This is a genomic window from Lachnospira multipara LB2003 (assembly GCF_000702205.1).
GTDB classification, from domain to species: domain Bacteria; phylum Bacillota; class Clostridia; order Lachnospirales; family Lachnospiraceae; genus Lachnospira; species Lachnospira multipara_A.
Genome location: NZ_JNKW01000001.1, coordinates 114,881 through 132,074, shown reverse-complemented (window position 1 = coordinate 132,074; position 17,194 = coordinate 114,881). Strand labels below are relative to the sequence as shown.

The following is a 17,194-nucleotide window of genomic DNA, read 5'->3' as shown; positions in this document are numbered from 1 at the left end:
ATTTTCTTCTAAACAAAAGAAAACGGAGCATTAGCCCCGTTTTCAATATATTAGGAGAAGTAAATCTTGTAACCTTATTTAAACTACAATCTCTTTACTTATCTTTTTATTAATACTGTTTTTTATAAACTCTATCAACAGCAACCACTAAAGCTATTAAGCAAATAATTACATAAATAACTAATCCGTTACGATCTCCTGTGTTAGAAGACTCTTCTGTTGATGTTGTACTTACTTTATCAGCTGCACTTTTAGCTGCACTAAGCTTAGCAGCATAAGCCTCTGCCACTGCATCTGCCGCAGCATCTGCTACTAGGTCTGTATCAGCTGCTACTACTCCTGTATCAGCTGCCACCTCACCTTCATCTGTAACAGGTAAAGTAACAACTTCCTCATCTCCTGCAACTTCAGCCTTTTTCTCACTAAGCTTTACATTAGCAGTTGCACTACCGTTCTTTGATACAATAACAAATTCATGATTTCCTACTGTTAAAGTCTTTAAAAAACTAGCAGGTATAACTGCAACTGTTGAGCCAGAATATGATTTATAAATATCCTTGCTAATAAAAGAACCATCAACCTTAACACCAACAAATAATGAATAATCTGCTGCTGATCTTAATACTAAATTCTTGTCATTAGTAATATTTACATTATTACCTTCAAGCATTTCGTATACAATATCCTCATCTGCAGCCACTGCCTGTGTAGCTTCTGTTGTTGACTCAGGCTCTGCCTTTGTAGCTTCTGTTGTTGACTCAGACTGTGTTTCTGGCTGTGCCTGTGTGTTTGTTTCAGACTGTGTCTCAGGCTCTGCCTGTGTATTTGTTTCAGACTGTGTCTCAGGCTCTGTCTGTGTATTTGTTTCAGACTGTGTCTCTGGCTGTGTCTGTGTATTTGTTTCAGACTGTGTCTCTGGCTGTGTCTCTTTTTCTTCATCTACAATTGTGTTATTAATTGTTAGCATCTGTGATGCCACATTAAATCTAGCACCTCTAGTACTAATATCACCTACTGATTCATATAAACCATTAACATTTACTGTACCTGTGCTTGTTCTAAATAATTTGTTAATATCTGCAGTTACATCAATCTTGTTATCAGTATTCTTAAAATCAGAATTCTTTAATGTAACAACATCACCTACTTTTTCGTTATTTTTAAGAGCTGTACCAATTGATGAATTAATTGAATAATATTTATTATTTGTGTAATAAGTGCTATTTGCCATTACGCCATTAAACTTATCACTTTGTTTCTTTGCATTATCATAAGAAATTAAATTTCTATATGTTGCATTACTAGCAGATCTATAACAAATAAAATTACCCTTGCCTTTTCCTGCGTTGCCATTAGCTGCTGCTGTACAATTTACAAGTGATAAATCTGAAGGATTATTATTATCTGTAAATCCTGTTGCACCATTATTAAATGCAAGGCAGTTAAATACTGTATGAGCTGTTCCAACGCCTGAACCACCAAGCTTAAAACCATTCATATCACCAGAACCAAATGATGTACCAGCTGTTGTCTTACCATTATTAAAAGCTACACAGTTTCTAATTGTTACCTTACCTATTGGACCTGTTGCTACCTTAGCATATAAATCCCATCCATCATCTGAATTGCAATATGAAATACAACCATCAAAGACATTACCTTCGCCACAAGTTAATTTTGCAGCAAAGCCATCAGCATTTTCCTGTGTCTTAACATCCATATTATCAAATGATGTACAGTTAAGAATTAGGTTATTTGAAGGCCATAAATCAACTGATGCATAATCTGTATTATATCTTGAAAGCTGTAAGCCAGTATCATGATTAGCTTCAAATATACATCCCTCAATTATATTGTGGCTACCTGAAAGTAACATACCATTATCACCAGCACCATAGAATCTAATACCATTTACATACCAGTAATCAGCATCAAGTACCACACCTCTATTAGAGCCAAGTTCTTCCATTGAAGAAAAATCAAAAATAACTTCACCATTATTAGAAGCTCTTAAAATCTTCATTGAACCCTTTAAACCACTATTTGATTCTTCAATAAGAACTGTTTCATCAAATTTGTATCTACCTGGTTTTACAATAATTGCCTGTCCAGGCTTTACAGCCTTTATAGCCTCAATTATCTTTTCAGATGAATCAACATAAATAGCATCAGTAAAATCACTATCCTTAGCAACAGCTAAACTTGTATATGCTCCTGAATATGTTGTATTGGCTTTATTATATTCATCAAAAGGAATAACTTCCTTTTGTGAATAATCTGGCTGTGTTTGAGCTTCTGTGCTTGACTCAGTCTTTGTTTCCTTTGTTGTTTCCTCAGCTTTTGTTGTTTCCTCAGGTTTTGTTGTCTCTGTAGGCTTTATTGTCTCATCTTCCTTTGAGCTTGTCTCAATTTCTTCACCTGTCACAAAAGCCATATAATAAATATTTAATGAATCGCCCTTTGTAATTTCTACATCACCTTTTTTAATATCTATAGTAAATATATTTCCCTTAGAGCTTATTTTTTTACCGTTAACTTTAATCTTTTTATCCTTATTGTTTGCATAACCTGATACAAGTGTTAATTTTCCATCTGATGGAGCCTTAAATTTAATACTTGTACTTGATTCAATTTTAAGACATGTTGTAAGAGTTAAACCATTATAAGTTACACTACCCTTGTCCTTAGCCAAATTTCCTGTAATACTATAAAAATTACTGTTTAAACCATCAGTTGTAAAATTATGAATATATTTAACATCGGAAACAGCAGGTGTTTCTTCATTAGCCTTTGTTGTAGCTTCTGTAGGCTTTTGTGTGCTTGTTTCTTGTGGTTTTGTTTCCTGTGGCTTTGTTTCATCTATAGCAGTTGTAGTTTCTTCCTGTGTTGGAGATGTTTTGCTAGAAGATGTACCCTTAACTGCCACAAGTTCTGTATTAACATAAGCTGTTACTGCTGCCTTTAATTCCTTATCAATTGTGTAACTTGCATCATCTGCTTCGCTAAATGTATGCTCAATTACACCACCACCTTGGCTACCAGCATAAGCTGTAACAATACTTGGAACTGCACTAGCATCATCAATTTTTTGTGGATTAACACCTAAATCTTTACTAGTATCAAAATTATCATAAGAAGTGTTACCCTGTACTGTCTTATAAGAACTTGCTAATACTTCATTTCTATCACTAGCTAAATAAGCATCAAAATCTGTAGAATTGCCATCCTCTGTATTAGCATAAATTACATTACCAGAATCAACCATAATATTATTAAATGCCTTAATAATACCACCATTTTCACCTGAAAATGTGCCCTTAGGATCTAATCCATCAGTACCCTGCTTTGAGCTAAGCATTGGATGATTTACTCCTCTAAAGTAGTTATTCTCAACAAAAGCTGAAGAACCAGTTGTTACACCAACACCATACTTTGAATTTCCATCATAGTAATTATCATAAAGATGAACTGACATTGTTCTAATTCTTGCCATTCTTGAATCTGCATGATCAAACCAATTATGGTGATATGTAATGTAATTTGGTCCTGACTCAGACTTCATACCACAAAGGGAGCATTTACCTGAATCATAGAAGTGTACATAAGATACAGTAACAAACTGTGAATTACCCTTAATATCTATTGAGCCATCTCCCTTAGCCTGATCAGAATCTGATCCAGCCTGGCCATAATATAAATCAAGGTTATGTAACCAAACATTTGCATTTTCAGTATCTAGTGAAATTCCATCATCCATGAAATTAAGAATTGAAAAATTTCTCATTTCCACATTAGCTGCATTTCTAAGTAAGAATCCAAAACCTGAAACAGATGCATCCTCACCAACACCCTCAATAGTAATACCAAGTTCAGAATAAGCATTCTTACCCTTAATTTGAATACCTTCTTCCTTGCTACTAAAATGATCAATTGTATCAGCTGTAATATTGCCAATAATTCTAATATCTAAAGGTCTTGTCTCGCATCCCTTTTGATAAGCATCAATAATTGACTGTAAACCTGTAAATGTAGTCTTCTTACCCTTTTTATCTACTGTAATATCAGCTGTGACAGTCTTAGCTGTATCATCATAAACATAAAGAACAATTGCATCAGACTTTAATGAACCATCATCATTGTATGCACCAGATGCTGTCTTATATTTAGAATCCTTTGAAAAAGCAAATCCAGATCTGTCATATGCATCAACCTTAATAGCACCTGTCTTAGCAGCTTTTTCTTCTATCTCTTTATCACCAACAACAGGTACAACCTTTAAATTATAATTACCTGCTGGTAAACCAAGAGCATCGACTCTCCAACCGTCTTTGTACTTTCTAATTAATTCGTTATCAATTCTTTTGTATTCATTATCATCTTGTGAATCTTTTTTAACATAAGCTACATATCCATCAGCACCACTTACATCTCCCCATTTTGCATATGCTGACTCAAAATAGCCCCCTGTTAAATTGAATACAACTGCATTAACACCTGCTTTAGCAGTTGCAATAGATGCTGTTATAATAACAGTTAAAGTCATAATAACAGACATAATAGCGGCAACTTTTCCCTTAGTTGCCTTTTTAGCAAACCATGACATAATTATCTCCTCCCAAAATATAATTATTTCTGTTTATAGATTTATTTGTGCACTTTATATAACCTCCCGTGCACCATTGTGATTATTTTAGCAATTATTAATAAAATATAATATAGTACTGTAATAGGTTATTAGTACTATTATTTCTTTGAAAGTACCAGTTTTTATAACAAATCATACTTTCAGGGGTTATCAATATACCTTAATTTTTACTAATTATCTATTATATTTTTATACAAGTTGCACAAGTAAATTGTATTTTGTAAAAACAATCTATAAACTTTTTGTTAACAAATAAAAATGAGGGATAAAAAGTTATCCTTTTTATCCCTCTTTATTAGGAGAAGTAATTACTTATAAACTAAATTAATATGCATATGCATTTTCTACTTCTACATAATAAATATCTACTGCACCTGTTGTTGAAACAATTGAATATGTACCCTCACTTGGAACTGTTAAATTAACAGATACTAACTTATTAGCTGAAAGTGTTTTTGAAGATATCACATTTCCATTTGCATCAAGAACAGCTACTGTTTCTTTACTATTACCAGCTGTCTTAACATAAAGTCTAACCTTTGATGCATCAGCAGCCTTAAATTCAATACCACGGTAAGCATTAGTTCCCTTACCTGATAGGTTAATTAGCTTTGTAAAGTTTATTCCCTTATAATTAACAGATGTATTTTCTACACTAACTGCATTAGATGAGTTAGCAACAATCTTAAATCCATTCTTTGTTAAATTAGACTTAATTGTTGTAGCAGATAAATCGTTAGCATTTAATGTAATCTTTGTAGATTTTCCGTCTGTGTTAGCCTTTGTTGTTTCTTCCTTAGTTGGCTGTGTTTCTGGTGTTGTTGTTTGAGTTGTATTCTCTTCTTTTTTTGTTGTCTCTTCTGGTGCCTTTGTTTCAGGATCGTAATTTATACCCTTAGCACTTCCACCTACAGAGACTAAACTTGTCTTATAATTTGATAAAGCAGCCTTAAGTGCTGTATTTACTGTGTAGCTTTCATCATCTGCACTAGTAAATGTCCACTTAAAATCGCCACCATTAACTCTACCAGCATACTTAACTACTGCATTTTTAGCATCTTCTGGTGACTGTACTGTATATGAATACATAAGTGACTGATTAGTATCAAAATTGTTATATGTTGTAGAGCCCTGCTTTGTTTTAACGGATGATGAAATCTTCTCGTTTCTTGAAGCTGCTTCATATACATCAAAGCTCTGGCTATTCTGCTGATATGTAATGACGCCCTTACCGCCTACAATTGTGTTGCCATAAGACTTAATAATACCACCATTTTCACCTGAGAATGTGGCATTAGCTGTACCATTAGCAATATCAGAGCCCTGCATTGAGCTTAGCATTGGATACTTACAATTTCTAAAGTAGTTATTCTCAACAAATACTGAACAACCCATTGTAGCACCTACGCCATACTTAGCATTTCCATCATAGTAGTTGTTGTAAATATGTACTGTACAAGTACGAATTCTTGGATGTCTACTATCTGAATGATCATACCAGTTATGATGATATGTAATATAATTTTCAGTTGATTCTGACTTCATGCCTTGAAGATTGCACTTACCATTGTCATAGAAATGGTTATATGAATGTGTAATATAGCTTGATGTCTTAGTATCAAGAGCACCATCACCCTTTACCTGATCTGCATCAGAACCAGCATCACCATAGAAGAAATCACAATTGTGAACCCATACGTGATCATCATTCTGCTGTAAACCAACATCATCGCCTTCTCCTGAATTACAGTTCATAAAACCTAGGTTTCTTACTTCAACATTAGAAGCATTAGCAATACGAAGACCCCAACCATCACATGTTGCATCTTCACCAACACCTTCAAATGTTACACCGCAAGCAAGTCTATTTGATGAACTTGAACCCTTAATTAAGATATCTCCATCCATCATGCTAGCAAAATCTGTAATCTGACCAACAAGACGAATATCAAGTGGACGAGAATCATAGCCCTTCTTGTATGCATCTAAGATAGCCTGTAAACCTACTGCCTTTGTAGTTGCACCCTTTGAGCTTGTTACAACGTCAAGGGAAACAGTATTCTTAGTATTTTCTGTAATATAAAGAACTACTGCATTAGACTTTAAAGTACCATTAGCATTGTAAGCACCATTAGCATTACCAGATACAAAAGCAAAACCAGAACGGTCATGTGCTGTAACTGTAAGTGATGATGTTGTAACTGACTTTGTCTGATTTGAGCCACTAGCCTCAATTTTTAAATTATAGTTACCTGGCTCTAAACCTAACACGTCTACTCTTACATAATTTCCATAGTGTCTAATTAATTCGTTATCAACCTTTACATAAGACTGATCCCCTGCACTTGCCTTCTTAACATAAACACTATATGAATCTGCTCCTGATACTGGATTCCATGTAGCATAAGCCGATTCAAGATAACCAGAACTAGTTATCAAGGTAATGTTCCCTATTGCAGCCTTAGCCTGTAATAGAGAAGTTGGAATTAAAATACTTAGCATCATTACCAATGCAAGTACCATAGCCCAGCACTTTGTGCTGATTGAATTCTTAGGTAGTTTCATAAATTCGCCTCCCATATTTTTTGTTAATACTCTTGAATTCAATAAAAACAACAACAGCTTCATTCTAGCAATATAAATTTATAAAAGATACTGTACTCCCATGGTATTTTAGTACCATATACATTTTATAGGTACTATTTTACAAAGAATAAATAATTCTAATGTATTATTTATGCAATTTATACTATACTTTAGCTCTATTTAGAACTATAAAGCTCCAAATTTAAATTTTTACCAATTCATTTACTGCATAAAAAAACATGGTGGGTTTTTCCTGCCCACCATGTCTTAGGTTTCCTTTAACGATTCTTTCCTGTCCCCGTTAAAACAAACCTTTATGAATAACTCCTAAATATTCCGTACTGTATGGTTTTCCTTGCCATATTCCCCCAATACATCATACTCACGAGTTTATTCGACCCCATATATAGTTTTAAATTACATACATTATGTTTTGCTACACACTTGTTTGTAAATTATTCACAAATGAATTATACACAATAACTATTTTTTATGCAAGATGTATATTATTTTTCTTCGTTATTATTTTCAGTACAATTTTTCTCATCATACTCAACAATACATCTCTCATAACCATTAACCACTGTTGTATACTCATTTAATTTAAAGGTTTGTGTAAAGCTTGTCATATAATTTTTATGAACATGACCATGAATAAAAAACTTAGGTTTATAGCGGTTTATAAGCTCATTAAAGGCCTCAAAACCTGTATGTACATGATCTGGTCCATCATTAATACCCTTTGCTGGCGAATGAGTCAAAAGTATATCTATTCCTTTATTTTTCTTTATAGACAGCCAGGCCTTATTCACCCTTTTTTTCATCTGTGCTTCAGTATATTGGTTATCTCCTTTTCTATATCTAATAGAGCCTCCAAGTCCAAGAATTCTAATACCTTTATAGACATAGACCTTATTTTCTATGCATATACACCCTTCAGGTGGAGTATCCTTATAGCAATCATCATGATTCCCTCTAACATAGAGAATAGGTACTTTAGAAAAAGTTGCCAAAAAAGAAAGATAATTAGGGTTTAAATCTCCGGCAGATAGTATAAGATCTATACCATCTAGTTTCTCTTTTTTAAAATAGTCCCATAAATACTCAGATTCCACATCAGCAAGTACCAAAATTTTCATTTATTGACCTCTCTTTTTTATAATCTTTTCCTTAAGCCCTCTAGACAATTTCGCCTTAAATTCCTTATCCATTTTAATTACGCCTTGATTTGCAACCATTCGTTTTGCACTATCATTAAGACTTTCAACATCAGGGAAACTGCCCACTACATTATCAAGTAAATAATCCATAGAAATTATTTCTTCAGGAGTAAGAATATTGCCCTCTTTATTTCTAACACGTCCATTTTGGTCAATTAATTCTCCCTCAAAAATATTAAAGTCATTTTTTATAATTCTATCCATTAGGACGTTAACTAATTTCTTAGTAGTTTTTGGAATAGCATTAGATTCAATAATTTCTACAACGCCAGCAGAAAGTCCCCACCAGTAATTAAGTGCCTTAACGCTATTATCGTCCTCATCTTCTCTTTCCCAAGAACCGCTAATTATACTTTGAATTAGTTTCTCATAAAAAACACCCCAATGCCATATAGTCATAGCAAAATGCGCATTATAGCCCTCACCATTACAATACAAACCAAAATTTCTCTTTCCCTTAATTGGGGTAATCATATCCTGATCTGAAATACAGTGAACACCGTTATTAGCAAAATTAGCCTCCACGTCATTATCTTTAATTCCGCTCCATTCAACATAGACCTTAACCCTAGGGTTAACCATTCTAGCCCCAAGGGCAAAAGCGTTAATGTTAGCAGTAATACCAAAAATAGGACAGTTAGCTACATATCCAATTCTTCCACTTTCAGCCATAGAACCAGCTATAATACCACTTAAAAACTTAGCTTCATACATTCTTGCATAGTATGTTCTAATATATTTATGTGGAATTTTAAGAGAACAATTTAGTATCTTAACTTTTGGATTTGCAATAGCCACCTTTAAAGAAGCAATGGTCATAGAAGGTGATGTTACAAAAATTATATCCACTCCATCCTTAACCATTTTCTTCATGCACTTCTCATCATTAACATCAGGAATAACATTTTCCATAGTTATGGTCTCAATCTGGCTTCCAAAAGTCTCTTCAATATACTGTCTACCTAGTTCATGAGCATAGACCCAGTCTGAATCACTAGGGCTTTTCTCATAAATAAAACCAACCTTTAATTTCTTAGTCTGTGTGCTACCAAATGGCAATAAATAACTAAGAATATTTTTTCTTGCCTTATTAGAAGGGGCAAGATTAAAATTAACTTCACTATTATCATCTAAAAGTTCAAACTCGGCCCATGTTTTAGCCACATTTTTAGACATTTCTGATGGAATCATTTTAACAACATTTTCATAACCATGAATATGGACAAATCTTAAAAAAGAATCTCCAATAGGATAATCAAATTCATTGCCACCACGTGCTAAATAAGCGACTTTAAAATTATAATATGCCGAACACATATCTCTAACTGCTGATTCATTTAGAGCTTCATCCTTTTTTATGCCAGCAAGATTCATAAGAGAAATAAAGCTGCCTTCTTTGCTAAAGTAAATATCATTTATTTTAGTAGCTTTATAAAAATCCATAAATTCATAATATATTTTTACATTTACATTCTTAGGATCATATTTAGGTATTTTTCTTGTAACCTTGGCATTAATTGTAACAGCGCCAAAGTACTTAAGAACTGATACTCTTTTATTACCCTCAAGAACATAGAATTTATTCATATATTCGTAAACTTTAATTGGTTCCCTGATTCCTTCATTAACCTGGCTATCTGAAAGGGAAGCCCATTTAGCAGCAAATTCAGTTCCCCAATCAAGCAAAGGCATAAAGTTTTCTGCAAAAGCGTTAGTTCTAGCAGCTGTACAAGTACCAACCACTAGACTTAAAGGGATTTGGTCTTCCCCTAAATTTACTTCTCTTTCTATTGTTTCCTCGTCTAAGAAATTCTCAAGAACAGGTAAATATGGAGACTTACCTCTATTCATAGCTGAATTATATGCCCTTTTTCCTAGTTTTAATGCGCTTGTGTAATCCTGAACTGACATAAAAATTACCCCCGTTTTGTTAAAGTTTCTAACGCATTCATTATAATACATATTTTATAAAAAGCCTATCAAGGCAAATCTTAATAAAGATTTACACATGATAGGCAAAAAAATTTTATGCTGTCTTTTTATAACCATGAAGCAATGGTGACAATGGCTTATAAACAAGTACAGTTATAAGCACAGAAATAAGCCCCTTAACAAAAGTAAAAGGCACATTAAAAATTAGTAATGCTTCAAATAAATTATCAACTCCAGGCAAAATAGCCTCGTAAGCCCCGATTATAGCCTCCATAGGCATAAAGTTTGTGTAGAATGGATATACGATAAAGTAATTAGTTACTAAACTAAAGATTGCCATTGCAAATGCACCAATTACAGCACCACAAATAGCTCCCTTTCTTGTCTTTTTTATCTTATAAATACATCCAGCCACTCCAACAAAGCAAGCACCAAGAAGGAAATTTGATAATTCTCCTACAAAGCCTGATGATGAATCAAGTAAGTGTAATAGGTTCTTAATTAATTCGATCAATATTCCAGCAATTGGGCCATATGCAAAAGCACCAATAAGTGCTGGTAAATCAGATAAATCAAGCTTTATAAAACTTGGTATAAGCACAGGAATTGGAAATTCAAAAAACATTAATATAAAAGCAATACCAGAAAGCATACCAATGCCAACTAGTCTTACAGTATTAATTCTACTAAAACTATTATTTTTATCCATAACCTTACCTTTCTAAAATTTACTACCATAAAATTGTAATATTAAAGCAAGCTAGAAATCAAGCCTATTTTTGAGAAAATTTATTAATAAACAATTAAATTGTATATAATTTAATTTAAAGTCATACAACCGGCTAAGAATGCAGCACCATACATGCCTGCATCATTTCCTAAACTTGCCAATACAATCTTAGTATCTCTTGATGGATGAAAGGCATCTTTTTTATAATAATCACTTACAATATCAATCAAATAATCTCCTGCTTTTGAAACTCCACCACCTATTACATAAACTTCCGGATCAATAGCACAAGAAATGCAGGCAAGTCCCTTTGCAAGATAAGATAGTGAATAATTAATAGCCTCTATGCATTGCTTGTCTCCTGCCTTGGCTAAATCAAATACATCCTTAGCAGTTAGGTCTTTTCTAGCTATAAGTTTCCTAGCTTTTCTTACAATACCTGTAGCAGATGCTACCTGTTCAAGGCAACCTCTCTTACCACAATTACACTGTCCCACATCTTCCTTTACAATTGGCAAATGTCCAATTTCACAAGCTGCACCATTAACACCGTTAAGTGGCTTACCATCAATTATAATTCCACCACCTACACCAGTACCTATTGTTACAAAGACCATGCTTTTGTAATTTTTTCCACTGCCCTTATAATATTCTCCAAGGGCTGCCATATTAGCATCATTACCAACCTTACTTGGAATTCCTGTTAGTTTTGTAAATTCTTTACTAACATTAACCACACCCCATCCAAGGTTTATACATTTATTAACCACTCCATCATCAGTAACAGAACCAGGAACCCCAAGTCCTACAGCAGCAATGTCTTCTTTTTTCAATCCAAATTCAAGATTATTTTTTTCTATATAATCAGCAATATCAGGCAATATATACTTACCACACTCTTCCTTTCTAGTAGGAATTTCATTTACCTTTATCAGATGTCCATTTTCTTCAAAAAGTCCACATTTAATAGTTGTTCCACCAATATCAATTCCGTAATAATACATACAATCTCCTTTTTAGTTTTTACTAATATCAAGTATTTTTAAAGCTGTATATAAGACACAGGCATCCTTAAAGCTTCTTGGATTATAACCTGTGTTAGCTGCAATTCTATTAAGCTTATACTGCAAGGTATTCTTATGCATAAAAAGCTTATCGCAAGTGTTTTTAAGGGACATATCCTCTTCAAAATAAATTTTTAGAATTTCCCTATCTTCATCATTTATATTCTCAACCGTTTTTTGTAGGAAGGTATTTTTAAATTCTAGTGGTACACGAGAAAGTAAAATCTCAATATCTAAATCTGAAAATCTAGAAATAGAGCCCTCTTTATTATTACAAAAAAGTGCAAGATTAGCTAATTTATAAGATTCACATTGTCTTGTAATAACTCTGCCATCCCCAATGCCAATCTTTAATATTTTCTTATTTCTGCTAGCTAGATTCTCTAGAATAAACAACTTTTTATCAAGCACTGACGAATCACTTATAATCAGGTATTCATTAGGATAATTAAAGGTATATATACTGCCTTCTAGTTGCTTAATAGTCTCCACAATATCTGTCTCAATCAGTGATAGATTAAGTGGATTATACCTACTGCTTAGCTTTATCACAACAGTTGTAAAATCTTTCTCAAAATCATTAATACCAGCACTTCTCATTACCTGCTTTAAAAAATCTATATTAATGTTATCCTCATCAATAAGTGAATGAATAACATAATTTATCTGTGCTTTTTTATCGTGATTGTTAAGCTCTAATTCATGTTCTTTTACAAGTAAAAGCGTAATTCTTTGGGCCAAATATGCGTATTTTTGTACTTCCTTTGGTTCGCCTGTAATACCAATAACAGCAACAGTTTCTCCATTGTGAATAATAGGCATATTAATACCTTTCCTTGTGCCTTGAAGCTTATTGTCATTATTAACAATAACAGTTTTACCAGTCATTGCCGCATTTTTTCCAGCTTCATGGTATGCTCCAACCCTTTCAGGATTAGTACTAGCACTAATATATCCGTCAACCTTTATAAAATTAATATCGTGATCACATATAGATTTAATAGCATCAACAATCTGTCCAGCTAACTGCTCTCTAATATCAATTTTCATATTGTCTCCAATCAATTTGTTATTTATAACAATTATAACACACTCTTATCCTATTTAAAATGTTACACCTAACATATTAAATAAGAAGTCATAATGTTAATATAATATCAGTCTTACAATTTAGTTAGGCTTTTAAAAAACTTGAGTGATAATTATCCCTTTAAAAACACTCAGGAAAGGACATTGTATGAAACTATTATTTGCTTCAGATTCATTTAAAGGCAGTCTTTCAAGTTCTAAGACAGTAGAACTTCTTTCAAAGGCTGCTAAAGACGTGTTTGAAGATGTAGAATTTTCAGGAGTTTCAGTAGCTGACGGCGGTGAAGGTACAACTGACTCAGTTATTGATGCTATGAACGGCGAGAAAATCTACGTTGAAGTACACGATCCATTAATGAATAAAATTAAGAGCTATTATGGTAAGTTCGGTAACAAAGCCGTTATTGAAATGGCTGCTGCTTCAGGTTTACCTCTTGTTAAGCAGGAGTTGCGTAATCCCCTTAATACAACAACTCTTGGTACTGGCGAAATGATCAAAGACGCTCTTGATAAAGGTTTTACAGACATCTCTATCGCAATCGGTGGTAGCGCAACAAACGACGGTGGTATCGGATGTGCTAAAGCCCTTGGAGTTAAATTTTTAGACAAAGATGGTAACGAGGTTGAAGGATTTGGTCGTGATTTAGATAAAATCGTTACTATTGATGCAACTAGTATTGACTCCCGTCTTAAAGACACAAAAATCACAGTTATGTGTGATGTAACAAACCCTCTTTGCGGTGAAAATGGTGCCACATATACTTTCGGTCCACAGAAAGGTGCAACTAAAGAGATTCTTCCAATTCTCGAAAATGGCATGATTAATTACCGTGATTTAATTAAAAAAGAATTTAACATTGATGCTGACAAGATTCAGGGCGCTGGTGCTGCCGGCGGACTTGGAATTGCCTTAAAGGTATTTTTAAATGGCGAGATGAAATCAGGTATCGACACAGTACTTGATTTAATCCGTTTTGACGAAAGATTAGAAGGTGTAGACTTAGTCGTAACTGGCGAAGGTCGTACTGATTGGCAAAGTTGTTTCGGTAAGGTTATGCAGGGTGTTGGTAACCGTGCTAAGAAGAAGAATATTCCAGCAATTGGTTTATGCGGAAGTCTTGGTAAAGATGCCGAGAAGATCTTTGACGAAGGAATTGTATCACTAATGACAACTGTTGATGCCCCAATGTCACTTGATGAAGCTATTGAGCGTTCTGAAGAACTCTACTACAAGGGTGCTGTTAGAATGTTTAGATTCATTAAGGCAGGTATGAGCATAGCAAAATAAACAAAAGAAAAACCCTTTTATATTTAAATTTAATGTACATATAAGTTTTTAGCTTAAAAACTAGGAGGTTTTTATTATGACTTACGATTTTAACACAATCGGCGCCCTTATAGGTCTTGCCATTGCAATCGTATTAATTATAAAAAAAGTTCATCCAGCATACAGCCTTATACTTGGTGCTTTAATTGGTGGACTTCTTGGCGGTGGTGGTTTAACTACTACTGTTGACACAATGGTTAAAGGTGCATCAGGCATGATGTCATCTGTTCTTAGAATTATGACTAGCGGTATTTTAGCTGGTGCATTAATTAAGACAGGTTCTGCTCAAAAAATTGCAGAAACAATCGTAAACAAATTAGGTGAAAAACGTGCTGTTGCCGCTGTAAGTATTGCTACAATGATTATTTGTGCAGTAGGTGTATTTATTGATATTTCAGTTATTACAGTTGCTCCTATCGCCCTTGCAATTGGCAAAAAAGCCAATATTTCAAAAGAATCCCTTTTATTAGCTATGATAGGTGGCGGTAAAGCTGGTAATATTATTTCACCAAACCCAAATACTATTGCAGCTAGTGAAGCTTTCGGCGTTGACTTAACTTCACTTATGATTAAAAACATTATTCCAGCACTTTGTGCTTTAGTAGTAACAATTATTTTAGCATCTCTTCTTTCTAAGAAGAAGAATGGTCTTATGGTTGAAGATAGCGATATAGAAGTATCAGACGTTAAGTTACCAAACCTTCTTGCTGCTATATTAGGCCCTTTAGTAGTAATTATCCTTCTTGCCCTTAGACCAATTGCTGGCATTACAATTGATCCATTAATAGCACTTCCTGTTGGTGGTTTAGTTTGTATTTTAGTTACAAGTAACTTTAAGGATACAATTTCTATTACAGAATTTGGTTTATCTAAGGTTATTGGCGTATCTATTCTTTTAATAGGTACAGGTACTATTTCTGGTATTATTAAGGCTTCAGCATTACAGTACGATGTAATCAATCTCCTAGAAGTATTAAATATGCCAGCATTTGTATTAGCACCGCTTTCTGGTATTTTAATGGCCGGTGCAACAGCAAGTACAACAAGTGGTGCTACAATTGCAGCACAGACATTTGCACCAACACTTATTGCAAGTGGTGTTCCAGCATTAGCAGCAGCTGCTATGGTTCATGCAGGTTCTACAGTTATTGATTCTCTTCCACATGGCTCATTCTTCCATGCCACAGGTGGTTCAGTATCAATGTCAATTAAATCAAGAATGAAGCTCATCCCTTATGAAGCTTTAGTTGGTTTAACAAGTACAATTATAGCTGTGCTAATGTACATCCTTATCGGTTAATTAACTATTAATTAACACACATTTTTTGTTTTCTCTTTAAATAAATATTAAAAATCCCCATAAAGGCACCAAAAACCAAACTACTTAACCTTTATGGGGATTTTTTATTATTCTTTATTCTATATTCTAGTTTTATCTATATGTTAATCAATCGCTAATTAGATTAACTGTAGATCAATTTATCTCTACCAAGTTTTTTAGCTTTATAAAGATTATCATCTGCCTTTTTTATTATATCAGGTATTGATAAATTCGGATTATACTGAGCAACGCCAACTGAAATAGTACAACTAAAAGTCTTATCAACTTCACCTGTAGAAAATTTCACCTGTTTGATTTTAAGCCTAATAATTTCAAGAAGGTTTACAAATTCTTCAAGAGAAATATCAGGTTGGGCTACAATTAAGAATTCCTCACCACCCCATCTACCAGGAGTAACCCCCTCTGGAAGATTCTCGTTTAATATCTTACCAATAGTTTTTAAGACCTCATCACCCTTATCATGTCCATAAGAGTCATTAACCGACTTAAAATAATCTATATCTAGCATTGCCACGCAAAAATTTTGTTTATTAATTCTGCTATTCTCAATTTCAAGCAATACATCATTCATATAATATCTATTGCCAAGTCCAGTTAATTGGTCAAAATCTGCAATATTATGTAGCATCTTATATTTATATTCCATCTGTCTTATATAAACATTATTGTATGTGCCAATTGCTGCAAATACAAGTATTACGTTAACTATACATGTAGTCACAACTATTGCATCATCTTGCTTTGCTGTGTATGGCAATTGTACATATTTTGTTATGATATATAAACCAACAAATGCAACTAAACATATACACATAAAAAATACTGTAGAAGCCCTTCTTATGGCATCTGTTCTATCAGGTGCAACATATGCAAACAAATAAGAACAAAACATAGAAAAGAGCCAATACTGATAGCCACAATCCCAACCAAAAAACATAGTAGAGAATATCATATAAATCATAATCTCATAAACAATACTCTTAGCTAGGCGTATAAGTTTTACTCTAGTCTTGCATTCTTTAAATAGCTTATATAAAACCAAATAAAAACTAATACTTAAGCAATTAATAAAAGCCATAAATGTATATCCGTAAATAAGGTCGAATATCAAAAAGGCAATATGAAAAGACATTAACCCTAAGGATGTTTTTCCATACGTAATACTATCACTTTGTAAATCTTTCACTTTAAAGCTTAAGTCTTCAATCTTATTATCCATTGTATTCCCCACATTTTATAAATATATGTATACTTTTATG

Annotated in this window: 10 protein-coding genes; 2 read left to right on the top strand and 8 right to left on the bottom strand. The window is 33.4% G+C overall.

Annotation, left to right across the window (positions count from 1 at the left end; genetic code table 11):
* Nucleotides 1-109: 109 nt before the first annotated feature.
* The 7 genes from T537_RS13020 to T537_RS0100595 form a co-directional block, all read right to left on the bottom strand.
* The gene (locus T537_RS13020) at nucleotides 110-4,603 is read right to left on the bottom strand and encodes a pectate lyase family protein (RefSeq protein WP_051637122.1); all 4,494 of its coding nucleotides are present in this window, start codon (nucleotides 4,601-4,603) and stop codon (nucleotides 110-112) included.
* 366 nt (nucleotides 4,604-4,969) lie between these two features.
* On the bottom strand, nucleotides 4,970-7,210 hold the full coding sequence (locus tag T537_RS11865) for a pectate lyase family protein (RefSeq protein WP_051554967.1): 2,241 nt from the start codon (nucleotides 7,208-7,210) through the stop codon (nucleotides 4,970-4,972).
* Between the two features lie 527 nt (nucleotides 7,211-7,737).
* Complete coding sequence (locus tag T537_RS0100615) at nucleotides 7,738-8,370, bottom strand: metallophosphoesterase family protein (RefSeq protein ID WP_027438066.1); 633 nt, start codon at nucleotides 8,368-8,370, stop codon at nucleotides 7,738-7,740.
* Nucleotides 8,371-10,362, bottom strand: a complete 1,992-nt coding sequence (locus tag T537_RS0100610) for a BMP family ABC transporter substrate-binding protein (protein WP_051554968.1) — start codon at nucleotides 10,360-10,362, stop codon at nucleotides 8,371-8,373.
* Nucleotides 10,363-10,477: 115 nt separating this feature from the next.
* Nucleotides 10,478-11,092, bottom strand: coding sequence for an ECF transporter S component (locus T537_RS0100605; RefSeq protein WP_027438067.1), 615 nt, complete (start codon nucleotides 11,090-11,092; stop codon nucleotides 10,478-10,480).
* 110 nt (nucleotides 11,093-11,202) lie between these two features.
* The gene (locus T537_RS0100600; RefSeq protein ID WP_027438068.1) at nucleotides 11,203-12,117 is read right to left on the bottom strand and encodes an ROK family glucokinase; all 915 of its coding nucleotides are present in this window, start codon (nucleotides 12,115-12,117) and stop codon (nucleotides 11,203-11,205) included.
* Between the two features lie 12 nt (nucleotides 12,118-12,129).
* Nucleotides 12,130-13,227 carry a CdaR family transcriptional regulator gene (locus T537_RS0100595; protein WP_031555551.1) on the bottom strand — a complete coding sequence of 366 codons (1,098 nt, stop codon included), beginning with the start codon at nucleotides 13,225-13,227 and terminating at the stop codon, nucleotides 12,130-12,132.
* Nucleotides 13,228-13,414: 187 nt separating this feature from the next.
* Between T537_RS0100595 and T537_RS0100590 the strand changes: the two genes are divergently transcribed.
* Together T537_RS0100590 and T537_RS0100585 are read left to right on the top strand one after the other, a co-directional pair.
* Nucleotides 13,415-14,554 (top strand): glycerate kinase family protein, encoded by a 1,140-nt coding sequence (locus T537_RS0100590; protein WP_027438070.1) that lies wholly within the window; start codon nucleotides 13,415-13,417, stop codon nucleotides 14,552-14,554.
* A 76-nt stretch (nucleotides 14,555-14,630) separates the two neighbouring features.
* Complete coding sequence (locus T537_RS0100585) at nucleotides 14,631-15,893, top strand: GntP family permease (RefSeq protein WP_027438071.1); 1,263 nt, start codon at nucleotides 14,631-14,633, stop codon at nucleotides 15,891-15,893.
* 163 nt (nucleotides 15,894-16,056) lie between these two features.
* Here T537_RS0100585 and T537_RS0100580 read toward each other — a convergent pair whose 3' ends face one another.
* Complete coding sequence (locus T537_RS0100580) at nucleotides 16,057-17,154, bottom strand: GGDEF domain-containing protein (RefSeq protein WP_031555549.1); 1,098 nt, start codon at nucleotides 17,152-17,154, stop codon at nucleotides 16,057-16,059.
* Nucleotides 17,155-17,194 lie beyond the last annotated feature (40 nt).